This is a genomic window from Streptomyces sp. NPDC048644 (genome assembly GCF_043199105.1).
Lineage (GTDB): Bacteria > Actinomycetota > Actinomycetes > Streptomycetales > Streptomycetaceae > Streptomyces.
Genome location: NZ_JBICVO010000003.1, coordinates 51,304 through 75,983 on the forward strand (window position 1 = coordinate 51,304; position 24,680 = coordinate 75,983).

General features: G+C 72.5%; 25 protein-coding genes. 16 read left to right on the forward strand and 9 right to left on the reverse strand.

From position 1 onward, the window contains the following. Positions 1–58: 58 nt before the first annotated feature. Positions 59–2,122 carry a SpoIIE family protein phosphatase gene (locus ACGFNI_RS07585; RefSeq protein WP_393681566.1) on the reverse strand — a complete coding sequence of 688 codons (2,064 nt, stop codon included), beginning with the start codon at positions 2,120–2,122 and terminating at the stop codon, positions 59–61. A 193-nt stretch (positions 2,123–2,315) separates the two neighbouring features. Here ACGFNI_RS07585 and ACGFNI_RS07590 point away from each other — a divergent pair, with 193 nt between their 5' ends. The 10 genes from ACGFNI_RS07590 to ACGFNI_RS07635 all read left to right on the forward strand — a co-directional run bounded on the left by ACGFNI_RS07590 (position 2,316) and on the right by ACGFNI_RS07635 (position 11,782). After that, entirely contained in the window at positions 2,316–3,176 is an 861-nt protein-coding gene (locus ACGFNI_RS07590) for a TetR family transcriptional regulator C-terminal domain-containing protein (protein ID WP_393681568.1), read from the forward strand. Positions 3,177–3,281: 105 nt separating this feature from the next. Then, positions 3,282–4,175: a 3-keto-5-aminohexanoate cleavage protein gene (locus tag ACGFNI_RS07595; RefSeq protein ID WP_393682167.1), complete on the forward strand. Its 894-nt coding sequence runs from the start codon at positions 3,282–3,284 to the stop codon at positions 4,173–4,175. 42 nt (positions 4,176–4,217) lie between these two features. Next, on the forward strand, positions 4,218–5,189 hold the full coding sequence (locus tag ACGFNI_RS07600; protein ID WP_393681570.1) for a 3-hydroxyacyl-CoA dehydrogenase NAD-binding domain-containing protein: 972 nt from the start codon (positions 4,218–4,220) through the stop codon (positions 5,187–5,189). Next, positions 5,186–5,644 (forward strand): thioesterase family protein, encoded by a 459-nt coding sequence (locus ACGFNI_RS07605; RefSeq protein ID WP_393681572.1) that lies wholly within the window; start codon positions 5,186–5,188, stop codon positions 5,642–5,644. Before ACGFNI_RS07600 ends, ACGFNI_RS07605 begins: the two co-directional genes overlap by 4 nt. Before the next feature lie 161 nt (positions 5,645–5,805). Next, positions 5,806–7,074, forward strand: coding sequence for an aminotransferase class I/II-fold pyridoxal phosphate-dependent enzyme (locus ACGFNI_RS07610; protein ID WP_393681574.1), 1,269 nt, complete (start codon positions 5,806–5,808; stop codon positions 7,072–7,074). Positions 7,075–7,244: 170 nt separating this feature from the next. Beyond that, positions 7,245–7,580 (forward strand): DUF427 domain-containing protein, encoded by a 336-nt coding sequence (locus ACGFNI_RS07615; RefSeq protein ID WP_393681576.1) that lies wholly within the window; start codon positions 7,245–7,247, stop codon positions 7,578–7,580. A gap of 99 nt (positions 7,581–7,679) precedes the next feature. Beyond that, positions 7,680–8,627: a metallophosphoesterase family protein gene (locus ACGFNI_RS07620; RefSeq protein ID WP_393681578.1), complete on the forward strand. Its 948-nt coding sequence runs from the start codon at positions 7,680–7,682 to the stop codon at positions 8,625–8,627. Positions 8,628–8,661: 34 nt separating this feature from the next. Next, positions 8,662–9,939, forward strand: a complete 1,278-nt coding sequence (locus ACGFNI_RS07625; protein WP_393681580.1) for an MFS transporter — start codon at positions 8,662–8,664, stop codon at positions 9,937–9,939. Next, entirely contained in the window at positions 9,911–11,026 is a 1,116-nt protein-coding gene (locus ACGFNI_RS07630; RefSeq protein WP_393681581.1) for a TolB family protein, read from the forward strand. Before ACGFNI_RS07625 ends, ACGFNI_RS07630 begins: the two co-directional genes overlap by 29 nt. Positions 11,027–11,218: 192 nt before the next feature. After that, entirely contained in the window at positions 11,219–11,782 is a 564-nt protein-coding gene (locus tag ACGFNI_RS07635; RefSeq protein ID WP_393682168.1) for a DUF309 domain-containing protein, read from the forward strand. 9 nt (positions 11,783–11,791) lie between these two features. Here ACGFNI_RS07635 and ACGFNI_RS07640 read toward each other — a convergent pair whose 3' ends face one another. The 5 genes from ACGFNI_RS07640 to ACGFNI_RS07660 form a co-directional block, all read right to left on the reverse strand. Then, positions 11,792–12,949: a D-alanyl-D-alanine carboxypeptidase family protein gene (locus ACGFNI_RS07640; RefSeq protein ID WP_393681582.1), complete on the reverse strand. Its 1,158-nt coding sequence runs from the start codon at positions 12,947–12,949 to the stop codon at positions 11,792–11,794. A 197-nt stretch (positions 12,950–13,146) separates the two neighbouring features. Further along, positions 13,147–14,379 (reverse strand): cytochrome P450, encoded by a 1,233-nt coding sequence (locus ACGFNI_RS07645; protein WP_393681584.1) that lies wholly within the window; start codon positions 14,377–14,379, stop codon positions 13,147–13,149. 403 nt (positions 14,380–14,782) lie between these two features. Next, positions 14,783–15,991, reverse strand: coding sequence for an MAB_1171c family putative transporter (locus ACGFNI_RS07650; protein ID WP_393681585.1), 1,209 nt, complete (start codon positions 15,989–15,991; stop codon positions 14,783–14,785). Then, a complete protein-coding gene (locus ACGFNI_RS07655; protein ID WP_393682170.1) occupies positions 15,984–16,604 on the reverse strand; it encodes a hypothetical protein in 621 nt (206 codons plus the stop codon). The genes ACGFNI_RS07650 and ACGFNI_RS07655 overlap by 8 nt, the downstream gene beginning before the upstream one ends. Before the next feature lie 79 nt (positions 16,605–16,683). Further along, on the reverse strand, positions 16,684–17,172 hold the full coding sequence (locus ACGFNI_RS07660) for a helix-turn-helix domain-containing protein (protein WP_393681587.1): 489 nt from the start codon (positions 17,170–17,172) through the stop codon (positions 16,684–16,686). 551 nt (positions 17,173–17,723) lie between these two features. Here ACGFNI_RS07660 and ACGFNI_RS07665 point away from each other — a divergent pair. The 6 genes from ACGFNI_RS07665 to ACGFNI_RS07690 all read left to right on the forward strand — a co-directional run bounded on the left by ACGFNI_RS07665 (position 17,724) and on the right by ACGFNI_RS07690 (position 22,320). Continuing rightward, positions 17,724–17,939, forward strand: a complete 216-nt coding sequence (locus ACGFNI_RS07665) for a hypothetical protein (RefSeq protein ID WP_393681588.1) — start codon at positions 17,724–17,726, stop codon at positions 17,937–17,939. Between the two features lie 402 nt (positions 17,940–18,341). After that, the gene (locus ACGFNI_RS07670; protein WP_393681590.1) at positions 18,342–19,883 is read left to right on the forward strand and encodes an AMP-binding protein; all 1,542 of its coding nucleotides are present in this window, start codon (positions 18,342–18,344) and stop codon (positions 19,881–19,883) included. An 81-nt stretch (positions 19,884–19,964) separates the two neighbouring features. After that, positions 19,965–20,756 carry a nitroreductase family protein gene (locus ACGFNI_RS07675; protein ID WP_393681592.1) on the forward strand — a complete coding sequence of 264 codons (792 nt, stop codon included), beginning with the start codon at positions 19,965–19,967 and terminating at the stop codon, positions 20,754–20,756. An 8-nt stretch (positions 20,757–20,764) separates the two neighbouring features. Then, positions 20,765–21,427 carry a GTP cyclohydrolase II gene (gene ribA, locus ACGFNI_RS07680; protein ID WP_393681593.1) on the forward strand — a complete coding sequence of 221 codons (663 nt, stop codon included), beginning with the start codon at positions 20,765–20,767 and terminating at the stop codon, positions 21,425–21,427. An 8-nt stretch (positions 21,428–21,435) separates the two neighbouring features. Further along, entirely contained in the window at positions 21,436–21,768 is a 333-nt protein-coding gene (locus ACGFNI_RS07685; RefSeq protein WP_393681594.1) for a hypothetical protein, read from the forward strand. A gap of 129 nt (positions 21,769–21,897) precedes the next feature. Continuing rightward, positions 21,898–22,320, forward strand: coding sequence for a PaaI family thioesterase (locus ACGFNI_RS07690; protein ID WP_393681596.1), 423 nt, complete (start codon positions 21,898–21,900; stop codon positions 22,318–22,320). A 74-nt stretch (positions 22,321–22,394) separates the two neighbouring features. Here ACGFNI_RS07690 and ACGFNI_RS07695 read toward each other — a convergent pair whose 3' ends face one another. Genes ACGFNI_RS07695 through ACGFNI_RS07705 form a run of 3 tightly spaced genes read right to left on the reverse strand, consistent with a single transcriptional unit; the run spans position 22,395 to position 24,657 of the window. Beyond that, positions 22,395–23,174: a methyltransferase domain-containing protein gene (locus ACGFNI_RS07695; protein WP_393681597.1), complete on the reverse strand. Its 780-nt coding sequence runs from the start codon at positions 23,172–23,174 to the stop codon at positions 22,395–22,397. Beyond that, entirely contained in the window at positions 23,171–23,407 is a 237-nt protein-coding gene (locus ACGFNI_RS07700) for a ferredoxin (RefSeq protein ID WP_393681598.1), read from the reverse strand. Before ACGFNI_RS07700 ends, ACGFNI_RS07695 begins: the two co-directional genes overlap by 4 nt. Next, a complete protein-coding gene (locus ACGFNI_RS07705; RefSeq protein WP_393681600.1) occupies positions 23,404–24,657 on the reverse strand; it encodes a cytochrome P450 in 1,254 nt (417 codons plus the stop codon). The genes ACGFNI_RS07700 and ACGFNI_RS07705 overlap by 4 nt, the downstream gene beginning before the upstream one ends. Positions 24,658–24,680 lie beyond the last annotated feature (23 nt).

Sequence of the window (24,680 nt, forward strand, 5' to 3'; positions counted from 1 at the left end):
GTGCCGATTGCTCGGCGTACGGACCCGTCGGGCCGGAGCGGCGCCACGGCCGGTCCGGTCAGGGGCAGTTGAACTCGCACCATACGCATTTTCCGCTGCCGCGCGGTTCCACTCCCCATACGTCGGCCAGCCTGTCCACGAGCAGCAGTCCGCGTCCCGATACGCCGGCTTCGCCCGGCTCCCGGCGCTTGGGGAGGTTGCTCGACGGGTCCTCCACCTCCAGGCGCAGCCGTCGTTCGGCGCCGTGGGGCATCTCGATGCGGATGACGGCGGGGCCTTCGGTGTGCAGCAGGGCGTTGGTGATCAGTTCGTCGGCGACGAGTTCGATCTCTTCGGCGCGTTCGCGGGCGCCCCAGGCGCGTACCGCGGCCCGGATCATGTGGCGGGCGGCGGAGAGCCCTTCGGGGTCGGCGGGGGCGATCTGGCGCTGGACCCGGCCTGCGATGTCGTGGTGGGGGTTGCCGAGGCGGCGCAGCAGGAGGAAGGCCATGTCGTCCTCGCCGGGGCGCCGGTCGGCCAGTGTGCAGAGCCGGTCGGCGAGTTGCTGGACGTCCTGGGGGCCGTGCCGTACCTCGGCGGTCAGGTGGCGCAGTCCGTCGTCGATGTCGGTGCCGGGCTCTTCGACGAGGCCGTCGGTGCACAGCAGCAAAGTGTCACCGGGAGCGAGGTGCACGGTGGTGACGGGGTAGTCCAGACGGGTGAATTCGGCGGAGAGGCCGAGGGGCAGTCCGCCGGCGACCGGGAGTCTGCGGCAGATGCCTTCGGCGTGCCGTAGCAGGGGGTCGATGTGTCCGGCGCGGACGAAGCGGGCGGCGCCGGTGCTGAGGTCGGCGTCGACGTAGACGCAGGTGGCGAAGCGGTCGGTGTCGAGTTCTTTGAGGAAGGCGGAGGCGCGGGCCATGACGGTGGCCGGTGAGTGGCCTTCGGTGGCGTAGGCGCGCAGCACGATCCGCAGCTGGCCCATGAGGGCGGCTGCCTGGGTGTCGTGGCCCTGGACGTCGCCGACGACGGCGCCGACCCGTCCGTCGGGCAGCGGGATCACGTCGTACCAGTCGCCGCCGATGTCGCGGCCGAGCCGGGCGGAGCGGTAGCGGACGGCGATCTGGGCGCCGGGGACGCCGGGGATGCGGCGCGGCAGCATGGCCTTTTGGAGTCCGGCGGCGAGTTCGTGTTCCTGGTCGTAGAGCATGGAGCGGGCCAGGCTCTGGGAGATGCTGCTGCCGAGGGCGATCAGGAGATTGCGTTCCTGGTCGCGGAAGGCGCTTTCGCGTTGGTAGAAGAGGCCGATGACGCCGATGGTGCGGCCCTGGGCGATCAGCGGGAGGTAGGCGGCTGAGCCGATGTTCAGCGGTTCGATGGCCGGCCACAGGCGGGGGTAGCCGGTGGCGAATTCGGCGCGGCTGGCGATGAAGCGGGGGGCGAGGGTGCGGACGACCTCGCTCATCGGGAACTCGTCGCCGACCCGGGTCACTTCGTGGTCGGGGATGAAGCTGCCCGCCTTGCCTTCGGACACCAGCCGGATGCGTCCTGCTTCGACGAGTCCGAGGATGATGTTCTCGGCGCCGAGCCGGCTCAGGCCCTGGTCGTCGGCGAGTACGGCGATCACGTCGTGGACGGTTCTGGCGTGGGCGAGTGCGGCGGTGGTGCGCTCGACGACGCTGTTGTGGCGGCGGCGTTCCTCATCGACCGCGAGGCGTTCGGCCGCCTGGGTGTATTCCTCGCCCGCGTCGCGGACCACGCCGATGATGCGGCGTGGTCTGCCGGACGCGTCCCTGCGGATGCTGCCCTGGCTGTGGGCCCAGTGCAGTGCGCCGTCGCGGTGGCGGACGCGGAAGTAGGCGCCGTAGGAGTCGCTGCCGTCCTTGAGTGCGCGGGCGACCAGGGCGTCGAGGCGGGCGGCTTCGGTGGGCGGGACGCGGTCGGCGAGGGTGGCGGGGCGCTCGTCGTAGGTGCCGGGCGGCACGTCGAACAGCTCCAGTGCGGGCGGGTCCAGGTGCAGCCGCCCGCTGTCGAGATCCCAGTCGAAGCCGCCCATGCCGTTGAGGGCCAGGGTCAGGTCCGGGTGGGCGGGCCAGTCGTCCGGCACCGACACGGTGGGCCGCTTCGCTCCCCGGTCAGCCATGCCGTCACTTTGCCACATTCACCCGCTTTGCGGAGCCTCGGGCGCCTCGCGCACCCCTCCCGCCCCACGACTGACTCGCTCATCAGTTGATGCGCAACACCACCCCGCCAAAGGGCCACGAACAGGCATTTTCTGCCCTTTGCACGCCTTGGAGTGTTGCGATGTTCTCAACGCGCTGTTACGGTCCCTGGCCATGAAGGAAGACCCAGGGGCCCGGGTCGCCGACGAGGCGGGCGCCCTCACGGAACGTGTCCGGCAGGTGATCGACGGTCTCGGCTGCAGCCGCCGCGAGTTCGCCCGCCGGATCGTGATGGACCCGTCGAAGCTGTCCAGGTCGCTGAGCGGCAGCCGGCGGTTCACCGTCGCCGAGATCGTGCGGATCGCCGATATCGCGGGGGTGGACGCGGGCCGGCTGCTCGGCTCTCCGGAACGCCCCGAGCCGCCGCAGGAGCGCGGCCCCGCGCACGTACCGGAGGGCGGCAGACCGCTCCAGATCGTGCGGGAGACCGTACGGCTGATCGCCGAGCACGGCTTTCACGAAGTGCGGGTCGCCGACATCGCCGCGGCCTGCGGCACCAGCACCGCGGCGGTGCACTACCACTTCCCCGGCCGCGACGAACTGCTGGAAGCCGCCGTCCGCTGGTGCATGGACGAGGACACCGCCCGCCGCGCCGCGGGCCTCGCCGAGGCGACCGACGCCCGCGCCGAGCTGCTGCACCTGATCGCGCTCCAGACGCCGCGCACCGCGCAGCAGCGCCGCCAGTGGCTGGTGTGGCTGGACCTGTGGGCGCAGGCCGCCCGGTCCACCGCCGTCGGCCGGCTGCACGAGCACTACTACCGGCAGTGGCGCACCACCGTCGCCGACGTGCTGCGCCGCGGCGTCACCCAGGGCGTCTTCCGTCCCGTCGACCCGGAGTCCACCGCGCTGCGGCTGACCGCCCTGATCGACGGCCTGGCCACCCAGGTACTGGCCACCGCGCCTGACAGCACGACCCCGGACACCATGCACACCGCCCTGCTCGCCTTCGTGACGAGCGAACTGGCCGCTGACTGACGAGGCGCAGCCCCCGCATCCGCGGCACCCGCACCACGGCACACCCCGGCGGGCACGGCGACGTCCGGCCCGCCCCCCTGCCCGACCGGGCCACCACCGAAGGGAATCCCCGTGAACAACGAGGTCATCATCACCTGCGCGCTCACCGGCGCGGGCGACACCGTCAGCCGCTCCCCGCACGTCCCGGTGACGCCCGAGCAGATCGCCGCGTCGGCCGTGGAGGCGGCGTCCGCCGGTGCCGCGGTCGTGCACATCCACGTCCGCGACCCCGAGACCGGCGCGCCCTCGCGTGACCCGCGGCTCTACGCGGAGGTCGTCGAGCGGGTCAAGGAGACCGGCACCGACGTCATCATCAACCTCACCGCTGGCATGGGCGGCGACCTGGTCATCGACCCGGAGAACCCGCTGACAAGCCTGCCGGGCACCGACCTGGTCAGCGGCCTGGAGCGGCTGCCGCACGTCGAGGAGCTGCTGCCCGACATCTGCACGCTGGACTGCGGCTCGCTCAACTTCGGCGACGGCTCCAACCTCTACGTCTCCACCCCCGACATGCTGCGGGCCGGCGCCAAGCGGATCCAGGACCTGGGCGTACGGCCCGAGTTGGAGATCTTCGACACCGGACAGCTGTGGTTCGCCAAGCAGCTGCTGGCCGAGGGGCTGCTGGACGACCCGACCGTCTTCCAGCTGTGCATGGGCATCCCGTGGGGCGCGCCCGCCGACCCCGGTGTGCTCCAGTCGATGGTCAACATGCTGCCCGACGGCGCGCAGTGGGCGAGCTTCGCGCTGGGCCGGATGCAGATGCCGTGGGTGGCCCAGTCGATCCTGCTCGGCGGCAACGTCCGGGTCGGCCTGGAGGACAACCTCTACCTCAGCAAGGGCGTCAAGGCCACCAACGGCCAGCTGGTCGAGCGCGCCGTGCAGATCACCGAGCTGCTGGGCGCCTCGGTCGCCACCCCCGGCCAGGCCCGCGCCCGGCTCGGCCTCAAGCCCCGCGGCTGACCTCAACTGCCCACCGCACCCACCGACTTGGAGTTCTGTCGCATGTCCGACACCACCCCCGCACCCTGCGCCCCCGAGGACGTCCGCCGCATCGCCTGCATCGGCGCCGGCGTCATCGGCGGCGGCTGGGTGGCGCACTTCCTCGCCCGTGGCTACGACGTCACCGCCTGGGATCCGGCCGCCGACGCCGAGGAGAAGCTGCGCCGCCTGGTCGCCGCCGCCTGGCCCGCGCTGGAGCAGATAGGTCTCGCCGACGGCGCCTCGCAGGACCGGCTGACCGTCGCGCCGACCCTCGCCGAAGCGGTTGCCGACGCCCAGTTCGTCCAGGAAAGCGCCCCGGAGAAGCTGGAGTTGAAGCGTGCGCTGCTCGCCGAGCTGGACGCCGCGACGCCGCCCGGCGTGGTGATCGCCTCCTCCACGTCCGGCTACCCGATGACCGACATGCAGACGGACGCCGGCACCCCGTCCCGCCTCGTCGTCGGCCACCCCTTCAACCCGCCGTACCTCATTCCGCTGGTCGAGGTCGTCGGCGGCGAGCGGACCGACGCGGACGCCGTGGCGTGGTCGTCCCGCTTCTACGACGTGGCGGGCAAGTCCGTCATCACCATGGACCGCGAACTGCCCGGCTTCATCGCCAACCGCCTCCAGGAAGCGCTGTGGCGCGAAGCGCTGCACATGGTCGCCAACGGCGAGGCGTCCGTCGAGGACATCGACGCGTCGATCACCGAGGGCCCCGGGCTGCGCTGGGCGTTCATGGGCCCCTGCCTGACCTTCGCGCTGGCCGGCGGCGAGGGCGGGATGGCGCACATGCTCGACCACTTCGGCCCGTCGCTGAAGTCGCCGTGGACCCGTCTGGAGGCCCCCGAGCTGGACCGGAAGCTGCGGGACGCCATGGTCGACGGCTGCGAGGCGGCGGCCGGCGACCGTACCTACGCGGATCTGGTCGCCGAGCGTGACCAGGGCGTCATCGACGTGCTGCGGGCCACAGGACGTCTGGGAGGCACCGCGCGATGACGGCTCCGCTTCCCCTCTTCCGGCAGACGGTCCAGGACGACTGGATCGACTACAACGGCCACCTCAGTGAGGCGTACTACGTCCTGGTCTTCGGCTTCGCGACGGACGCGCTGATGGCGGACGCGGGCCTGGACGCGGACTACCGCGCCCGCACCGGGTGCTCGCTGTACACGGTCGAGGCCCATGTCCGCTATCTCGACGAGGTGGCGCGCGGCAGCGAACTGACCGTCCGCACCACGGTGCTGGGGGCGGACGCCAAGAAGGTGCGGTTCCTGCACGAGATGTTCGTGGGTGAGCCGGCCGGCGATCCGGTGGCCACCGAGGAACTGTTCGCGCTGCACGTCGACCAGGGCGCCGGGCGGGCCGCACCGCTGCCCGGCGCGGCGCACTCCCGCCTCGCCGGGCTCGTGGCACCGGCGCCCGCGTGGGCGGGGCGCGGGATCCGCGAGATCTAGCGCACATCGGCCCAGGCCCCGGCACGGCACGGGCGGCAGGGTGCGGTACCGCACCCCCTGCCGCCCCCGCCGCACCGGCCTCCCGGTCGGGCCGCCCGCGCGGGTTTGTATTCTCGGCAGGCGCCACCCCGATCCATGCGGTACCCGTGAGAGGACACACCATGACCACCGAGCTGAGCCCCGACGCCCTGACCGGGCTCCTGGAGCGCGCCCGCCAGGACTACCAGGACCTTGCGGGGCGCGGGCTCTCGCTCAACCTCACCCGGGGCAAGCCGGCGCCCGAGCAGCTCGGCCTCTCCGATGACCTGCTGAGCCTGCCCAACGGCCGGTACACCTCGGCCGACGGCACGGACCTGCGCAACTACGGCGGGCTCCAGGGGCTGCCGGAGCTGCGCGAGATGTTCGCCGGGGTGCTCCAGGTGCCGGCCGGGCAGCTGCTCGCGCTCGGCAACTCCAGCCTGGAGCTGATGCACGACAGCCTGGTGCACGCCCTGCTGAGCGTGCTGCCCGGCGCCGAGTCGCGCTGGGTGGACCAGGAGCGGATCGCGTTCCTGTGCCCGGTGCCCGGCTACGACCGGCACTTCGCGCTCTGCGAGCGGTTCGGGATCGACATGATCCCCGTGCCGATGACCGCCGAAGGACCGGACATGGACGCCGTGGAGCGGCTGGTCGCCGACGACCCGTCGGTCAAGGGCATCTGGTGCGTCCCGAAGTACAGCAACCCGGACGGCGTCTGCTACAGCGACGCGACCGTGGCGCGGCTGGCCCGCATGGAGACCGCCGCTCCCGACTTCCGGATCTTCTGGGACAACGCCTACGCCGCCCACCACCTCACCGACGAGCCCGTCGGGATCGCCGACCTGCTCGCCGCCTGCGCCGAGGCCGGGAACGCGGACCGGGCGTTCGTGTTCGGCTCCACCTCGAAGATCACCATGGCGGGCGCGGGTGTCGCCTTCTTCGGCTCGTCGCCCGCGAACGTGCAGTGGCTGCTCGCCAACAACACCAAGCGGTCGATCGGCCCCGACAAGATCAACCAGCTGCGGCACGTGCTGTTCCTCCAGGACGCCGACGGCGTGCGGGCGCACATGGAGCGGCAGCGTGCCCTGCTCCAGCCCAAGTTCGAAGCGGTGGCCCGGATCCTGGACGCCGAGCTGGGCGGCACCGGCCTGGCCACCTGGACCTCGCCCAAGGGCGGCTACTTCGTGACCCTCCAGGTGCCGGACGGCTGCGCCAAGGAGGTCGTACGCCGCGCCGCCGACGCGGGCATCGTGCTGACCCCGGCCGGCGCCACCCACCCGTACGGCAACGACCCGCGCGACGCCACCATCCGGATCGCGCCCAGCTACCCGGGCCTCGCGGAGCTGGAGCAGGCCATCGCGGGCCTCGCCGTCTGCGTCCGGCTCGTCGGGTACGAGCAGCGGGCCGCCTGACCGCCTTCCTCCCCGGATCCGGCGTCGCGCCCTCCCCTTCGCGGGGCGGGCGGGCGCCGGATTCGGCCGTTCGGGGCGGGCGGGGCGCGGCCTGCGGGGCTGGCGGGCACACTGCGGGTTCACCGGCACGACGTTCTCAGGGCCGCCCTGAGCCGATCGGAAGGACGACCATGACCGCAGGACACCGCATCACGGTGGAGCAGGGCACCGACCACGTCCGCGTCGAGCACGAGGGGGTGCTGCTGGCCGACAGCCGCCGGCCGCTGCTGCTGCGCGAGACGGGATATCCGGTGCGCTACTACCTGCCGCCGCAGGACGTGCGCACCGATCTGCTGACGCCGTCGCCGACGCGGACGTACTGCCCGTTCAAGGGCACCGCGTCGTACTGGTCGCTGGCCGACGGCGGGGCGGCGGATCTGGTGTGGTCGTACCCCGAACCGAAGCCCGAAGTGGCCGGAATCCAGGGGTACTTGTGCTTCTTCGATGCCACTGTCACGAGCGAGTAGTAAAGTTTCCTAACAATGCTGGGGTACGCATCTTGACGGGTACATGACCGACCGCCAGGATTCCTCGGGACGGCTGTGTCGCCGACCCAGGAGACGGACATGACGCACACCCCCCGCGCCACGAAGCACCGGCTCACCAACCCCCGCATCGGCATCCCCGCCGCCGGCGCAGCCCTCGCGCTGCTCGGCGGCGTACTGCTGTGGTCGCCGGTCGGCCGCGCCGACGCGGCACCCGACCGCCCCCAGGCCGGGGGCTTCACCGCCGTCGCCGCCGGCGACATCGCCGAGCAGTGCACCGCGAGCGACAGCGACTGCGAGCACCCCAAGACCGCCGCGCTGGTGGAGAAGATCAACCCGGCGTTCGTGATGACCATGGGCGACAACCAGTACGACGACGCCCGCACCAAGGACTTCACGCGCTACTACGACAAGACCTGGGGGAAGTTCAAGGACAAGACGCACCCCATCCCCGGCAACCACGAGACCTACGACCCGGACGGCGAACTCAAGGGCTACAAGTCCTACTTCGGCGACATCGCCTACCCGCACGGCAAGCCCTACTACAGCTTCGACCAGGGCAACTGGCACTTCGTCGCGCTGAACACCAACGACCTCGACAAGGCGCAGCTCGCCTGGCTCAAGGACGACCTCGCCGCCAACTCCAAGAAGTGCGTGGCCGCCTACTTCCACCACCCGCTCTTCTCCTCGGGCGAGCACGGCAACGACCCGGTCAGCAGGCCGGTGTGGAAGCAGCTCTACGACGCCAAGGCCGAACTCGTCCTCAACGGCCACGACCACCACTACGAGCGGTTCGCCCCGCAGAACCCGGACGGCGACCGGGACGAGAACGGGATCGTCGAACTCCTCGGCGGCATGGGCGGCGCCCACCCCTACAAGATCGAAGAGGTCCAGCCCAACAGCGAGAAGCGGCTGACCAACACCTTCGGGGTGGTGAAACTGAACTTCACCGACACCGGGTTCTCCTGGAACCTGATCGGCACCGACGGCAAGACGAAGGACAGCAGCCCCTCCTACGAGTGCCACTGACCGGGCGCCCGCCGCGGTCCACGGACGCCACGCCATGTATCTCGCCACCACGGACGCGGCTGCCACGGCGAAGGTGACGCGGGGCCGCGTCGGAGGGCCGGTCCTGGCCCTCGGCGCGGTCAGCCTCGTCACCGACATCTCATCCGAGATGGTCACCGCCGTGCTGCCCCTCTACTTCGTCATCCAACTCGGCCTCTCCCCGCTCCAGTTCGGCTTCCTCGACGGCCTCTACAACGGCGTGACCGCGCTCGTCAGGCTGCTCGGCGGGCACGCGGCCGACCGCGGCGGACGGCACAAACTCGTCGCGGGATGGGGCTACGCGCTCTCCGCCCTCTCCCGCATCGGGCTGCTGCTCGCCGGCGGCGGCACCCTCGGCATCGGCGCCTCGCTCGCCGCCGACCGGATCGGCAAGGGCGTACGCACCGCACCCCGCGACGCGCTGATCTCGCTGAGCGCACCGCCCGACGCGCTCGGCCGGGCCTTCGGCGTGCACCGCGCGATGGACACCACCGGCGCGCTGCTCGGCCCGCTCGCCGCGTTCGCGCTGCTGTGGGCCACCGCCGACGCCTACGACGCGGTCTTCGTCGTGAGCTTCTGCACCGGCCTGCTGGGCGTCCTCATGCTGGTCGCCTTCGTACCGGGCCGGGACGCCGTGCCCGCGCCCCGGCCGGCTCCGGCAGCCGCGCCCAAGCCCCGTGCCGCGCTCCTCGCGCCGCTGCGCGACCCCGCGTTCCGGCGCATCTTCGCCGCCGCGGCGCTGCTCGGGGCCGCCACCATCGGCGATTCGTTCCTGTACCTGCTGCTGCAACGCCGGCTGGAGTTCGCGGTCAGCTGGTTCCCGCTGCTGCCGCTGGGGGCCGCCGCCGTCTACCTGCTGCTGGCCGTGCCGGCCGGCCGTCTCGGCGACCGCATCGGGCGGCGGGTGCCGCTCCTCTGCGGCCATGCGGCGCTGCTCGGCGGCTACCTCCTGCTGCTGACGACCGAGGCCGGGCTGCCGCTGCTGGCCGCCGTCCTGCTGCTGCTCGGCGTGTTCTACGCGGCCACCGACGGCGTGCTGATGGCGCTGGCCGGTCCTGTGCTGCCCGCCGCGCGCCGGGCGAGCGGGATGGCGCTGCTCCAGACCGGCCAGGCACTGTGCCGGCTGCTGGCCGCTGCCGGATTCGGCGCCGCCTGGACGCTCTGGGGCACCCGCCCCGCGCTGCTCGCCGCGGTCCTCGCGCTGGCCGCGGCGCTGGCCGTGTCCGCCGTCCTGCTCCCCCGCACGGAAAGGCACCGTCCCGCGCATGAACCCACCGAACCGTCCGCTCCGTGAGGCGGTGCGCCCGGCGCCGCCCGCACCGCCCGAAAGCCCCGCGGGCCGACCCGCCCGCCGCACCGGCACCCTTTCGCTGCGCGCCCGGATCACCGCGGTGGCCGTCGCCGGAGTGCTCCTGGCGGGCATCGCCGTCGTCTACACCGTGGGGGCCGCCCGGCGGGCCGAACCCGCCGACCCCGTATCGGCGTTCGGCATCGGCCACGGGCAGCTGTACTTCCGCAGCACCGGCGCGGGCTCCGGCCGGATCGCCCATCTGCCGGCCCCGGCCTCCGGCGCCGCCCCCGCCGCGAAGGGCCGCGCGTCCGGACCGCACCGGACGACGGGCGGCCCCCGCTGCGAACGCTTCTACGCCGCCGCGGACACCGCCCTGTGCCTCCAGCGCCGTCCCGGCATCCCGCCGACGTCGTACGCCGTGGTCCTGGACCGCACGCTGCACGAGAAGCGCCGGATCGCGCTGACCGGCATCCCCAACCGGGCCCGGGTCTCGGCGTCCGGACGGATGCTGTCCTGGACGATGTTCGCCACCGGCGACTCCTACGCCACCACGTCCTTCTCCACCCGCACCTCCCTCCTCGACACCCGCACCGGCTACCTCATCAAGAACATGGAGGAGATCCCGCTCACCCTCGACGGCCGCCGCTACCACTCCCCCGACGTCAACTACTGGGGCGTCAGCTTCGCCCGCGACGACAACACCTTCTACGCCACCGTCTCCACCCGGGGCTCGACCTACCTCGTCCAGGGCGACCTGCGGAAATGGACCGCGCACACCCTCCGCGAAAACGTCGAGTGCCCGTCCCTCTCCCCCGACAACACCCGGCTCGCCTTCAAGAAGCGGGTCCGCGACGGCGCCCGCGCACCCTGGCGGCTGTACGTACTCGACCTGCGCACCCACCGCGAGCGGCCACTCGCCGAGACCCGCAGCGTGGACGACCAGGCCGCCTGGCTCGACAACGGCACGCTGGCCTACGCGCTGCCGGGCAAGGAGAGCGGCAGCAGCGACATCTGGACCGTCCCCGCCGACGGCCACGGCTCCCCCGCCCTGCGGGTACCGGACGCCTCGTCCCCGGCCCGGGTGCCCTGAGCCGGTACCGCCCCCGGCGGGACGTACGGCGGGCCCGCGGCGCACAATCGAAGGGTGAACGAAGCGGAGACGGGCAACGGAAGGACCGGCGCGCGGGGCAACGGCGGCCCCGCACCCGCCGCGGTCACCGGCCGGGACGAGGGCGGCGATCCGGCCTGCTGGCTGGACCGGGTCTGCGACCGCTGCGGCCGGATCGACGACCGGCCGGGCGACGGCGGCTGCCGGTACTGCGCGGCCGATGAGGCAGCCGCGGCAGCGACGGCGGGCGGCGCCCCGTCGCGCAGGCGGGACCGTGACCCACAGGGCAAGGCCCGCAATGCCAGGCCGCGTGACGGGCTCGGCCGGCCGCTGCCGTACGGCACACCGGGCGTGGACCGGCAGCCCGAGGGCGTGGTGCGCCCGCCGCACGCCTCCCTCGCCGAGGCACAGCGGCTGCTCGACGCGGGGATGCCGTTCCACGCCCACGAGGTCCTTGAGGACGCCTGGAAGGCGGCGCCGGAACCGGAGCGCGAACTGTGGCGCGGCCTGGCCCAGCTCGCCGTCGGCCTCACGCACGCCGCCCGCGGCAATGCCACGGGCGGCGTCGCCCTGCTCGACCGCGGCGCCGCGGCCCTCACCCCGTACGCGGACACCGCGCCGTACGGCATCGACATCGCCGGGCTGACCGCCTGGGCCAGGGAGCTGACCTGGCGCCTGCGGCAGCCGCCGCAGGCGCCGGTCCCGGCAGCGGCCACGGCCCCGCGGCTGCGCCGCTGAGCCGCCGGGCTACGGGGCTTCCGGGCCGGCCGCCCGGCGCCTGGCGTGCATCCGCCAGGCCAGCGCGGCGCCCATGGCCAGCACCGTCGCGCCGACACCTCCGGCCCACAGGGCCAGCGCGTCGCGCCACGGCGAGCCGCCCCGCTCGTCGGTCTGCGTGGTGTGCGCCGCGGGCTGCACCGCGGGCCCCTGGGCCACCGCGCGGGTCATCGAGCTGATCGGCTCGGCCTTGTCCACGCTCGCGAATCCCCAGTCCAGCAGGGCACCGGCCTCCTTGTAGACCCCGTTGGCCTCGCCGGACCGCGGGTTCATGACGGTCACCAGCAGGGTGTGGCCGTCCCGCCTGGCGGCGGCGATCAGCGTGTTGCCCGCCTGTGTGGTGTAGCCGTTCTTGACGCCGATGATCCCCGGGTAGCGGGGCATCCCGTCAGCTCCCGACAGCAGCCGGTTGGTGTTCTCGATCCGGGTGACGCCGTCCGCGGTGGGGAAGTCGGCCTGCACGGTGGAGCAGTAGCGCGCGAAGTCGGCGTTGGCGAGCCCGGCGCGGGCGAAGACGGTCAGGTCGTAGGCGGAGGACACCTGGCCCGGTGAGTCATAGCCGTCCGGGGACTCCACCGTGGTGTCGTCGGCGCCGAGCGCGCGGGCCTTCTCCTGCATCTCGCGGGCGGTGGCGTCCCAGCCGCCGTTCATCGACGCCAGGACGTGCACCGCGTCGTTGCCCGACCGCAGGAAGACGCCGCGCCACAGGTCGGCCACCGTGTAACTGCCGCCCTCCGCGACCCCGACGAGGCTGCTGCCGGTGCCGACGCCTTCGAGGTCGGCTGCGCTGACCCGGCGTACCGAATCGGCGGCGAACTTCGGCAGGGCGGTCACGGCGAACAGCGTCTTGAGTGTGCTGGCGGGCGGCAGCTTGCGATGCAGGTCCTTGGCCGCCAGGACGCTGCCCGAATCGGCGTCGGTGACCGCCCAGGACAGAGCCGAAAGACCGTCCGGCAGCTTCGGCACCCCGGGGGCATCGGCCACCTGCACCCCGGCCGCGGACGGCTCTGGAGGGCGGTGTGCGGGGGCGCCCGCGAGGGCCGTGGCCGGTATGAAGGCCAGGGACAGGCCGGTGGCGGCGATCACCGCCAGCGCACCGGTCTTCCGGGAAAGTGCGTCAATTGCCATGCCGTCACGCTAGGAAGGGCCGGGGCGCCACGCAGGACGGCTGCGCCAGACGGCCCAAGCGGCGGCACCGGTCACCGGCGTGTCGTGGACGACAACGACCCGCCCGGTGCGACGGGGGATGCACACCGGGCGGGTCTCAACACCTTTCTACCTCATGACAGAACACTTACGCCGCAGAAAACTTGTTCGTCTTCGGATTACCAGGCGACAGGGAGCGAAATCAGGCCACGCGCGCGCAGCGTACGGCGGTGCCGCAGCTCCTCGCGCGGCACGTCGAGCCGCAGCCCGGGGAAGCGCTCGATCAGCGCGGCCAGCGCCGTCGCCGTCTCCATCCGGGCGAGCGGCGCGCCCAGGCAGTAGTGGATGCCGTGGCCGAGCGCGAGGTGCCCGGAGAGGTCACGGCCGGGGTCCAGGGTGTCGGGGGCGGGGAAGCGGGCGGGGTCGCGGTTGGCGGACGCGAGGGAGAGCAGCACGCAGTCGCCCGCCGGGATCCGTACGCCGCCGATGTCCAGGTCCTCGCGTGCGAAGCGCCGGATGGACAGCGACGCCGGGGATTCGTAGCGCATCAACTCCTCGATGAGCTTCGGCAGTTCGGCCGGATTGCAGCGCAACTGGCGGAGCTGTTCGGGATGGTCGATCAGGGCCAGGACAGCAGTGCCGATGAGGTGGACGGTGTTCTCGTACCCGCCGAAGAGGATCAGGAAGGCGAGGGAGGTCAGTTCGTCCTCGGTGAGCCGGTCGCCGCCCGGTGCGGCAGGGTCCGTTTCCTGCGTGTCGCGTACTGCGATCAGCTCGGAGAGCAGGTCGTCGGCGGGGTGCGCGCGCTTGGTGGCGATCAGTCCGGTGAAGTAGGCCGTCAGCTCGCCGATCGTCTGCTTCATCAGCTGCGGGCGGGTGGGGTCGGGGGTGATCAGCGTGTCGGTCCAGGCGCGGAAGTCGCGGCGGTCGGCGCGGGGGACGCCGAGCAGGTCGCAGATGACGACGATCGGCAGATGGCCCGCGTAGTCGGCGATCAGGTCCGCGCGGCCCGCCGGTTCGATCGCGTCGAGCAGCTCGTCGGCGACCCGCCGTACGGGGGTGCGCAGCGCCTCGACGTGGCGGGTGGTGAACGCCTTCACGACCAGCCTGCGCACCCGGGTGTGGTCCGGCGGATCCATGTTGAGGAGGTTGGCGTCCAGGGCGGGCGGCAGCGCGAAGCCGCGGTAACTGCCGGGTGTGGCCTGGCGTTTGTCGAGCGAGAGCCGCGGGTCGGCGAGTGCGCTGCGGACGTCGTCGTAGCGGGTGACCAGCCAGGCCGGCTGCCCGTCGGGGGCGGTGATGCGGTGGACGGGCCCGCTCTCGCGCAGCGCGGCGTACGCGGCATGCGGATCGTCGAGGAGTGCCGTCACGTCGGCGGTGGTGTCGGGGCCGGTCCCTGCGGTGTTCTGCATGGTGTCCGACTCTAGAGGAGTGGCCGTCCGGGGCACCTCCGGGCGGCCACCCGCCGTTGCGGTGCGGTCAGTTGTCGTCGCCGCAGACCTTCAGGACGGCGCTCACCACCTCGATATCCGACACGTTTCCCCCGTGGCCGATCCATCGAACTGCGGTGCTTCCGCCGTGAGTTGACGGCACGTCGTCCGGGAAGGGAGCACGCCGGTCGTGGCGGGCCCGCCGGACACCGTCGGGCATCAGTGCAGCCGGTTCCCTCCGGACTCAGCAACCCTCTGCGCGTCATGCCGTGCATTGCGGCGCGCGGTCCCTGTCACCGGCGGCACCGGCTTCGATGCCGGTGCCGCCGGTGCGGTACGGGCGGCCCGGACCCCCGTGCCGGGCCACCCCGTCTGTGTGCCGCGGTCAGTCGCGTGACACCGTGCTGCGCTGGCGCAGTTCGGTGAGCACGGTGTCGATCAGCGGCGAGTGGTACACATCGGCGACGAGCGCCAGATGCTCGTATTCGGCGGCCAGTTGGGCGGACGCGCCGGACCTGGTGACGACGACGCTGTCGGCGCCGTGTGCGGGCACGTGGCCCACCGCGCGGTTCTCCAGGCCGCGGCGCAGCGCGGTGGCCTCGGCGACGGCCGCGAGCTGCCGTTCGTCGGGCACCACGGGGCGGGCGCGTTCCCAGGCGATGTCGAGGGCGTCGGATTCGACGTGGCGCCGGATGCCGCGCTGGATGTCCCGGATCTCCGCCATCTGACGGTTGGCGCGCCACTCCAGGTCGGCGAACGGCCGGCGCGCGCCGTCCATCGTGACCTCGGGCGCCTGTGCGGTGACCAGGCGCCAGAGGGGGGTGAGGCGACGGAGGCGGCGCCAGGCGGCAGCCCGCGGGCCGACGGCGGGCAGCGCGAAACCGGCGAGGACGAGGATCGCGGCAACGGATGCGCTGAGCGGTGCCACGCCGTTGGAGAGCCAGGGGGCGGGGTGTCCCGCCCAGGACAGCGCGAAGCCGGTCAGCTTGCAGGCACAGTAGAGCAGGCCGAGCCAGCAGCCGGCGGAGAGCACCCGCAGGCCGCGGGCCAGCCAGGAGGTGCCGAGCCTGGCGGCGTAGCGCGGGCAGAGCGTGCCGAGTGCCGCCAGGCTCGCTCCGAAGATGGCCAGATACAGCCCCAGGAAGAGCATCACGCCGGGAGAGCCGGTGTAGGCGGTGCTGAAGTCGCGGGGGTGCTCGACGGTGTCCGGGCGGCCGACGGCGAAGCCGGTGACGGCCACCGCCCAGAGGGCGGCGACGGCGGCGACGGTCCAGCGGGCCCGTACCCGGGCGCGGGCCCGCGTGTCGGCGCCTTCGCCCGCCGCCCAGCGCAGCAGCAGCACCTGGGCGCCGAGGGCGAACACCACGACGGCGGAGCAGAGGAAGACCATGGCGAGGTTGGCCACGCCAAGGAGTTGGTCGAAGGCGCGGTAGAGGCTGGGCGCGGAGAACAGGAAGACCGTCGCGACGCCGCCGGTCATCACGCAGGCCAGGCCCAGGTCGGCGTTGCCACGGTCGCGGAACCAGGCGACGGCCTTGTAGCCGACGAGGGTCCAGGCGATGGCGGCGAAGCAGAGGTAGATGACGTCAAACACGGGGCTCACCGCCTGGGGTGCCGCCGTCGTCGCCGGCCGCCGCGACGTGGGGATCCTTGGGTGCGGTCCTGAACTCCCCCTGCTGCCTGAGGTGTTGCAGGGCGGGCCCGAGTGCGGCGGCCAGGACGGCTGCCTGGCCTTCCGGCGGGAGTGCGTCCTCCTGGGCGGGCGGGGCCACTCGTTCCATCAGCAGCGTGCCCAGCACCTCGGTCTCCCGTTCGGCGGGGTTGTCGTAGCCGTGGTGGCGGGCGAAGCCCACGGTCAGGCCCATCCGCCGGATGGCCGTCGCGGCGTCGACCGACGGGGTCCACAGGCGCAGGGCGTCCTCGGTGACCGCCGGGTCCTGGCCGTGGCCCAGGAGGAGGTGGCTCAGTTCGTGCAGCACGATGTGTGCCTGGTGCCAGGGGGAGGTGCGGCTTTCGTAGAAGACCCAGTAGGCGTCGTCCGTCGCGGCGGTCATGCCCGAGACCACCCCGCCGAGGCTCATCGGCACCATGTGGACCGGCCGTTCGACCCGCGCGCCGACGATGTCGCACATTCCCCGCAGATCGATCGCGGCGGGCAGCGCCAGCTCCTTGATCAGCTGCTTGCACCGCCTGCGTATCTGCCCCAGTCGCATGCTCATCCCGTCGTCGTGCTCCACCCGCCGCCAGGTGGCGAAGATCCGGTCGCGCTCGGCGGCCCGCACCGCTTCACCCGCCACGCACCTCACCGCCCTGGTCCGGCAGGTCGGCCGGCAGGTCCATCTGCCGGCGGAACTGGGTGATGATGGTGGTCAGGCTGTCCTGCACCTCGGGCGGCAGGCCCACCGAGCGCAGCGCGATGGCGCGGACCCGCTGGTCGCGCATGGCGGCGAGGAAACGGACCTCTTCCTCCACCCGCTCGGCCTGCGGCTGGGAGAGGTCCCCGATGAGGTAGCCGACCGGCACTCCGAAGAACTTGGCGAGCGCCCTGAGTACTTCGGGCGACGGGTTGGTGCGCTTGCCGTTGCGCAGCATCGAGAGGTACTGCTCGGTGAGCCGCACGCCGCCGTACGTCTGCGCGTCGCCGCTGATCTCCTCGGCGACGTACGCGTTGGTGTAGGGCGCTCCCGGCGGGTGCATGTGCGCGAAGAGCCGGCCAAGACGGTCGCCCAGCATGCCCCGCTCCGTCTGCTCCCCTTCACCGTCTGCCGCCGCCATCCCCCACCGTCCCTCGCCCGTGCTTGCCGGCCTGCGGACAGCGGTGTGCGTGGATCGTTCCCCGGCTGCCCGGCGCCGCCCCCTGCGGTTCCCAACGGCCGGTTAAGTCCACCGGGTTCCGCGTGCACATCCTGTCACGGACCGATCACTCTGCACCAGTGCCGATACGGACGACTGGGAGACCGGATCGGTCAGGAAGGGGACGTTGCGGCCTTAACGGGGAGTTGAGTCGGCCCGGAACCGGGCACGTGCCTCCGGGCGCCGTTCCTCACCCGTCCCCCCCAGGAGGGGGTGCAGGCCGTCCGGTCGCGGCGTTTCAATGGGGGCAGCCGGAAGGACCCGCCGGGCCCGGGGGTGTTGTCGCACTCCCCGCCGCCCGCCCCGTCCCTCCCCCGGCGGTGATCAGGACGGCCTTCGCCCGTCCCGCCGCCCCCACCGAGGAGAGGATCACCCGTGTTCCGTGCATCGCGTTCGCGCCATACCGCCGCGCGGCCGGCCTCTCCCGTCGTGCCGTCGTCCCGTCGTCTTCGGGGCGGTGCGCCGTGCCCGGCATGACGATCACGGTGTACCGGGTCGATCCCGACACCCACCAGCGCACCGACGTCAGCGCGCTGTCGGTGCCGCAGGCGGTGGCGCCGCCGCAACTGCCGCAGGTCAGCATGGCGTTCCCGCCGTGCCGGTGTGCGCGATGCGGCGGCCGGGCCGCCCCCTCCCCGCTCCCGCCGCCGGCCGGATCGCACCGTACGGCGCCCCGGGCGCTGCCCTGAGCGGGCTCTTCTACCGCTCCGCGGCGGCCGGCGACGCAGTGGTAACGGGATGCGCCTCCCCCTCCCGTACCGGTCGCCGCCGCGGAGCACGGCACGTCGGCCCCGTCCCCCCGTGACGGCGGGCCGACGCCCGGAGGGGGCGGGCCCTGGAGTTCCCCCGACTCCGGCCCTGCGGGCCCGCCCCCGACCGCGGAACCTCTGACTCCGCTCCGTTCCGCCCCGCTCATCCCCCGCTGTTCCCCAGGCCCCCGGCCGGCGCGCCCCGCGCCCGCCGGGGGCCTTTTGACGCCTGCCCGCACACCGCCCCCTGAGGCCCGCGCCTGATCCTCGATTCCCCTCCGTTAACAGCGAGTTGATGGTTCGTTACGCGGCTGCTGATGTGCGGACCCGACTCTTGTCGACGTGCAACCACTACGGCAGAGCACCCCTGGACAGGACACCGTCGCCGGTGTCCTGCGGCGGCGCGCCCGGAGCCATCCGGAGCGCCCGTTCCTCTCCTTCCTGGACGAGTCCAATACGGTCACGAGCATCAGCTACGGCGAGATGGACCGGCGCGCCGAGCGGATGGCCGACCTGCTGGCCAGTCGGGGCATCGGCCCCGGCAAGCGCTTCCACGTCCATCTGACCAACCGCCCCGAGTTCTTCGACGCGTGGTTCGGCGCGGCGAAGGCGGGCGCCGTGATGGTCCCCACCAACCCCCTCTCCACCGCCGACGAACTCGCCTACGTCCTCGCCCACGCCGAATGCCGGCTGAGCCTGACCCAGCCCGACCTGCTCACCACCGCGCAGGTCGCCGCCATCTCCGCCCCGTGCTGCGAGCAGTTGCTGGTGGCAGGGACGGATTCGCTGGCCAAGGCGCTGGCCACCGCGCCGGTACGGGCCGCGCGTCCCGCGGCCGGCCCGTCGGCGCCGCTGGGCGTGCTGTACACATCGGGCACCACCAGCCGCCCCAAGGGCGTGGTCGTGCCGCACGCGGCGTATCTGCACTCGGGCGAGGTGGTCGCCCGGCATCTGCGGCTGCGCCCGGAGGACCGGCAGCTGATCGTGCTGCCGCTGTTCCACGGCAACGCGCAGTACTACTCCGCCATGTCCGCGCTGGTGTCCGGCGCGTCGATCGCCCTGACGCCGCGGTTCAGCGCCTCCCGGTGGTCCGAGCAGGCCGCCCGGCTCGACGCCACGGTGGCGAGCCTGTTCGCGGCGCCCATCCGCATGATCCTGGCCCAGCAGCCCACGCCGCACGACATCGCGCACCGGCTGCGGGCCGTGCTGTTCGCGCAGAACGTCACCGACGATCAACTCCAGTCGTTCGAGCGGCGGTTCCGCGCCCCGCTGCTCCAGCTCTACGGCATGACCGAGACGGTCGCGCCGCCGCTGATGAACCCCCTGTACGGGCGGCGCCGCAACCAGAGCATGGGGCGTCCGGTGCCCGGTGCGCGGCTGCGGGTGGTGGACGAGCGGCTGCGGGACGTGGCGCGCGGCGAGACCGGCGAGCTGCTGGTGGGCGGGGTGCCGGGGCGGACGCTGATGGCCGGCTACCTGGGCGATCCCGAGGCGACGGCCGCGGCCGTCGGCGGCGGCTGGCTGCGTACCGGCGATCACGTCCGGGTGGACGCGGACGGCTATGTGCACTTCGTGGACCGCGGCAAGGACGTCATCAAGCGGGCCGGCGAGAACGTGTCGTCGAGCGAGATCGAGCGGGTGGTCAACGCGCACCCCGCGGTGTTCGAGTCGGCCGTCGTGGGGGTTCCGGACGCGATCCGGGACGAGACGGTGAAGGTCTTCGTCGTGACCAACGGTCAACTGCCGCTCCATGAGCGTGAGTTGATCGAGTGGTGTGCGGCCAGGCTGGCGCCGTTCAAGGTTCCGAGCTGCGTGGAGGTCGTCGAAGGACTGCCACGCACTTCGGTAGGCAAGATCCGCAAGCACCTGCTTCGCGGCAGCTGAACCGGCGTGGCGGCCACGGCCGTCGGCGCCGTCTTCTTTCCCTTCAGTAACGCTTTCATCCGTCAACATCAGGGAGTACCCGTGGAATTCAAGCGCACGGTAGGAACGCGGCGGACGACCCGCTACTACCAGGCATGGCGCCCGGTGGAGAAGCAGAAGATCCAGAAGATCCTGCACGCGGCGCGGCTCCAGTCGCACCACGGCAATGCCCAGGAGGTCCGCAAGGCCGTCGTCGTCACCAAGGGCGAGACGCCCGACGCGGTGCGCGACGGCCTGATCGACGCGGTCTACAACCAGCCGCAGGCCCACCAGGCGCCGGTCGCCATCGTCTGGTGCACCGACCTGGCGGGCTGGGAGCCGCTGCGCCCCACGCTGCTCAAGCTCATCGAAACGGGCTCCCTCACCTCCAGCTACGGCTGGAGCGAGGAGTTCGTCGACAGCGTCGTGATGAAGACGCCTGACTTCAACGTGCTGGCCGGTGACATCGAGTTCGCCAAGTGGCTCAGCTCCTTCGAGTGCGGCCTGGGTGTCGGCTCCGCGCTGCTCGCGGCCACCGACGAGGGCCTGGGCACCGGCCTGGTCACCGGCCGCCGGGACCAGATCCGCGAACTGCTGAACATGCCCGAGAGCGTCATCCCGACCCAGATCCAGCTGGTCGGCTACGCGGCGGAGAGCATCGAGGCGGGCGGCCAGCGGCCTCGCCCCGACTTCGAGCAGCTCTACTTCGACGGCACCTGGGGCAACAGCATTCAGGGCGACCCCGAGGTGGTGGACGAGCTGGCCGAGGCCGGCATGATCCAGAGCGCCGCGCCCCTCCCGCACCGCAAGGCGGAACTGCGGGCCCTCGCGGGGATGTTCGGCCTCCCCGAGTGAGAAGTGAGGTGACAGCGGAGGCCGTGGCGCCCGCGCCGCGGCCTCCGGCCCGCCCCGACGGCCCGGAGGCGGTCCGCAGGCTGGCCGAGGCGCGGATCCCGACCGTCCACGGTGAGCTGCGCTGCCTGGCGTACGCGGCGGCGGACGGCGCCGAGCATCTCGCGTTCGTGGCGGGCGAGGTGGCGGGTGCGGACGACGCGCTGGTCAGGATGCACAGCGAGTGCGCCACCGGGGACCTCATGGGGTCGCTGCGCTGCGACTGCGGCGGGCAGCTCGACGAGGCGCTGCGGCTGGTCGCGGGCGAGGGCCGCGGCGCGGTGATCTATCTGCGCGGCCACGAGGGCCGGGGCATCGGCATCGCCGCCAAGCTGCGCGCCTACCAGCTCCAGGACACCGGCCTCGACACCGTGGACGCCAACCTGGCCCTGGGACTTCCGGTCGACGGGCGGGACTACGGGGCGGGCGCGGCGATCCTGCGCGATCTGGGGATCGCCGGGGTGCGGCTGCTCACCAACAACCCCGACAAGGTGGCGGCGCTCGCCCGGCACGGGGTGCGGGTGTCCGCACGCGTGCCGCTGGTGATGCCGTCCCATCACGAGAGCCTGCGCTATCTGCGGACCAAGCGGTCCCGGATGGGGCACCTCCTTGACGACATCGACGAAGCCGGCTGAGGAAGACCATGACCGACCCGACCTTTCACGACCTGATCACCGTCAAGCGGTACGCGGCGCACCTCGCCGACCTCGAACCGAAGGACCGGGACACCAGGCTCGGCACGCTCGCCGAGTTCGCCGAATTCGTCGGCAGGACCCCCGACGAGATGGTGGCCGAGATCTTCAACGAGGAGACCCGCAAGTACCGCAAGCGCGGCTTCTACAGCGACCGCGTCAAGGAGTTCTCCGCCGCGCTCGACGGGCCGCGCAACCGCCAGCTCTTCCGCGGCAACGTGATCCGTTCGTTCTTCATCGCCAACGGGCGCCGGATTCCCCCGGAGCAGCCGGACTGGATCTGATCCGCCGCGGGGCCGCCGGCCCCTGTGTCCGGCCGCCGTGCCCGTGTGCGGCGGCCCGCGGACGTGCCTGACCGCCAACTCCTCATGCAGCGGCGCCCGTACGGTGCCCACCCCGAATGGAGCGGACCCTTGACCCGTCAGACGCATCCACTCGACGCTCTCCTCGGCATCCGGTACGAGGAACTGTCCGCGAAGCGGGTGATCACGTCGCTGGCCCTGTCCCCGCGGATACACGGGCCTGCGGGGGCCGTGCACGGCGGTGTCCTGGCGGCGCTCGTGGAGAGCGCGGTGTCCGCCGGCGGGGCGCTGAACGTCGACGAAGGGCGGTCGGCCGTCTGCGCCGAGACGCAGATGCACCACATGCGGTCGGCCGTCTCGGGGACGCTGCACGCCTGCGCGGTGCCCGTCCACTGCGGCTTCACGCAGCAGTTGTGGTCGGCGGAGGTCTTCGACGAGCGCAACCGCCTGGTGAGCTGTGCGACCGTCCAGCTGCTGAACGTTCCGGACCACGGGGGGCCGGCGCAGGAGACGGTGCCTGACCCCATGGAGTGACGGTCACCGCACCGCACCGAAGCCCGCCCCGGGAGGTCCCGGGGCGGGCTTCGGCCGTGCGGCGGGCTCCCGGCTCAGACCGGGCGGCGGCCCCAGGCGCTGACCATCAGCGGTCCGAAGCCGACCGTTTCCCCGTCGTGCCACTGCCGGTGGAAGGCGTCGAGGTCCGCCTGGGTGAGCAGTCCTTCGGCGAGCATCCGGGGGGCGAGCTGGCCGACCAGCATCTCCCAGGCCGGCTGGCCCTTTTCCGGGTCGGCGGGCAGCGGCATCGACACCGCCCTGATCCCGATGTCGGTCAGCCCCGCGGCGCGCAGCAGCCGCGGAATCCGCCGGCCGAACGAGGCGTCGTAGGGGGTGCCTGCGAAGACCTTGTGGCAGCAGGCGACGACCCGTTCGTGCACCTCGGACGGGGGGTCAACGGTCAGCGCCGTGGACCAGTCGAGGTCTTCGACGACCACCCAGCCGCCCGGCCGGGCGGCGGCGGCCATCGACCGCACCACGTCGGCCGGTGCGGCGAGGTGTTCCAGGACGAGCCGCGCGTGGACGAGGTCGAACCGGCTGTCGGGCAGGGGTTCGGCCGTCACGTCCATGGTGCGCACCGTCAGCGGGCCGCCCGCGAGCGGCTCCAGGAAGCGGGTGTCGGCATCGACCGCCAGCACCTCGCCCTCGGGCCCGACCCGTTCGGCGAGCATCCGCACGACGCCGCCGGTGCCGGCGCCCACGTCCAGGCAGCGCCAGCCCGCGGTGAGGCCGAGCCGGGTGCAGATCTCGGTGGTGCCGGGGTCGTAGAGGCCGGAGATGTTCTCCAGGCGTTCCCGCTCGGCGTGCCACGCCGGGTCGAGGATGTAGCTCATGTCCGCTCCCTTCTCTCGAAGGTGATGGCCATCCATGGGCACCGGGCCTCGGCGTCGGCCAGCCGGCCGGCGTCGGCCGCCGCGAGGTCGGCGTCCTCGCGCAGCCAGGACCACCGCTCCTGGACCCGGAAGATCTCCGGCGCCGCGTCCTGGCAGTGCCCGGTGCCACTGCACAGCTCGTGATCCACCGCCAAGTGCCGTTCTTCGGAGGAGAGTTCGGTGAGGCCGCTCATGCGACGTCCGTGCGGGGCAGCACCGGAGTGTCGTGGACCATCGGCAGGGCCTCCCACGCCCTGACCATCGGGCCTGGCTGCTGCACGGGGGTGAATCCGGGGCGCAGCCGCAGGTTCGGCAGCCGGGTGTACAGCGTGGCGAGTGCCACCTCGACCTGGAGGCGGCCGAGGTTCACGCCGATGCAGTGGTGTGCGCCGTAGCCGAACGCCATGCTGGCGGGCAGGTTCTTCCAGTCCCGGTCGATGAGGAACTCGTCGGGCCGGTCGAAGACCTCCGGGTCGTGGCTCGCGGCGCCGACGGAGAAGTAGATCCGCTCGCCGGGCTGTGCGGTGTAGTGGCCGGCGATGTCCGCCTCGCGCAGCGTCCTGCGGTACAGGCCGAGGATCGGCCCGTCGTAGCGGAGTCCTTCCTCGACCGTGGAGGCGTTCAGGCCCTCGATGTCGGCGAGGTACTTGGCCTTCTGTTCGGGGTGCTGCTCCAGGGCGCAGGAGACGTTGCCCACGGCCGCCGTGGTGGACGAGTTGCCGGCGATCAGCCCCAGCATGAGGAGGCCGATCTCCTGCTCGTCGAACCGGTCGCCGTCCTCCTCGGCGAAGCACAGCGTCGTCAGGAGGTCGTCGTTGACAGGACCCGCCTCGCGGCGGGCGCGCACCGTCTCCTGCAGGTAGCTGCGCCAGGCTTTCATCTCCGGGCTCTCCAGGCCCTCGGTGTTGGCCGTGCCGGTGCTCTCCGGGAAGAGCGCGGCGCGCAGCACCATCTCCCGCTCCTCCTCACCGAGCCCGAGCAGCTCGGCGATGTGGGCCTCGCTCATCGGTCCTGCGAAGTCGGCGATGAGGTCGAACTCGCCGCCGCGCTCGGCGGCGGCATCGATGAGGTCGTTCATCACCCGCTCGGCGAACGGCCGCATCCGGCTGATCCGCGACGCGGACAGCGCGCGCACCACCAGCCGGCGCTGCCGGGTGTGGCGGGGCGGGTCGGTGAGGTCGAAGACCTGCATCTCTTCCGGGACGGGCTCCTCCAGCGGCCAGGCCGCGCTGTAGGTGCAGGAGAACGCCTCGCTGTTGCGTGCCACCTCGCGCACCCCCTCGTAGGTGGTGACCTGGACCGAGTCGAGGGCGGGCGAGTGGGCGACGGGGCAGCGGGCGCGGTCCGACGCCAGCTGCTCCCAGGGGTGGTCGGCCTTGCCTTCGTACGGCTTGAAGGACGGCTCCACGGCCTCGACGGGCGTTTCCTTGGTGGTTTCCGACATGCTGGTCTCTTTCCTCGTGAGGG

Excerpts from the sequence above, each read along its gene's own strand:
- ACGFNI_RS07645 (WP_393681584.1), bottom strand. The coding sequence starts at position 14,379 with ATGCAGAACACCGCAGGGACCGGCCCCGACACCACCGCCGACGTGACG.
- ACGFNI_RS07700 (WP_393681598.1), bottom strand. The coding sequence starts at position 23,407 with ATGAGCGGCCTCACCGAACTCTCCTCCGAAGAACGGCACTTGGCGGTG.
- ACGFNI_RS07695 (WP_393681597.1), bottom strand. The coding sequence starts at position 23,174 with ATGAGCTACATCCTCGACCCGGCGTGGCACGCCGAGCGGGAACGCCTG.
- ACGFNI_RS07640 (WP_393681582.1), bottom strand. The coding sequence starts at position 12,949 with ATGGCAATTGACGCACTTTCCCGGAAGACCGGTGCGCTGGCGGTGATC.
- ACGFNI_RS07620 (WP_393681578.1), top strand. The coding sequence starts at position 7,680 with ATGACGCACACCCCCCGCGCCACGAAGCACCGGCTCACCAACCCCCGC.
- ACGFNI_RS07660 (WP_393681587.1), bottom strand. The coding sequence starts at position 17,172 with ATGGCGGCGGCAGACGGTGAAGGGGAGCAGACGGAGCGGGGCATGCTG.
- ACGFNI_RS07665 (WP_393681588.1), top strand. The coding sequence starts at position 17,724 with ATGACGATCACGGTGTACCGGGTCGATCCCGACACCCACCAGCGCACC.
- ACGFNI_RS07585 (WP_393681566.1), bottom strand. The coding sequence starts at position 2,122 with ATGGCTGACCGGGGAGCGAAGCGGCCCACCGTGTCGGTGCCGGACGAC.
- ACGFNI_RS07600 (WP_393681570.1), top strand. The coding sequence starts at position 4,218 with ATGTCCGACACCACCCCCGCACCCTGCGCCCCCGAGGACGTCCGCCGC.
- ACGFNI_RS07685 (WP_393681594.1), top strand. The coding sequence starts at position 21,436 with ATGACCGACCCGACCTTTCACGACCTGATCACCGTCAAGCGGTACGCG.
- ACGFNI_RS07615 (WP_393681576.1), top strand. The coding sequence starts at position 7,245 with ATGACCGCAGGACACCGCATCACGGTGGAGCAGGGCACCGACCACGTC.
- ACGFNI_RS07705 (WP_393681600.1), bottom strand. The coding sequence starts at position 24,657 with ATGTCGGAAACCACCAAGGAAACGCCCGTCGAGGCCGTGGAGCCGTCC.
- ACGFNI_RS07610 (WP_393681574.1), top strand. The coding sequence starts at position 5,806 with ATGACCACCGAGCTGAGCCCCGACGCCCTGACCGGGCTCCTGGAGCGC.
- ACGFNI_RS07605 (WP_393681572.1), top strand. The coding sequence starts at position 5,186 with ATGACGGCTCCGCTTCCCCTCTTCCGGCAGACGGTCCAGGACGACTGG.
- ACGFNI_RS07630 (WP_393681581.1), top strand. The coding sequence starts at position 9,911 with ATGAACCCACCGAACCGTCCGCTCCGTGAGGCGGTGCGCCCGGCGCCG.
- ACGFNI_RS07625 (WP_393681580.1), top strand. The coding sequence starts at position 8,662 with ATGTATCTCGCCACCACGGACGCGGCTGCCACGGCGAAGGTGACGCGG.
- ACGFNI_RS07590 (WP_393681568.1), top strand. The coding sequence starts at position 2,316 with ATGAAGGAAGACCCAGGGGCCCGGGTCGCCGACGAGGCGGGCGCCCTC.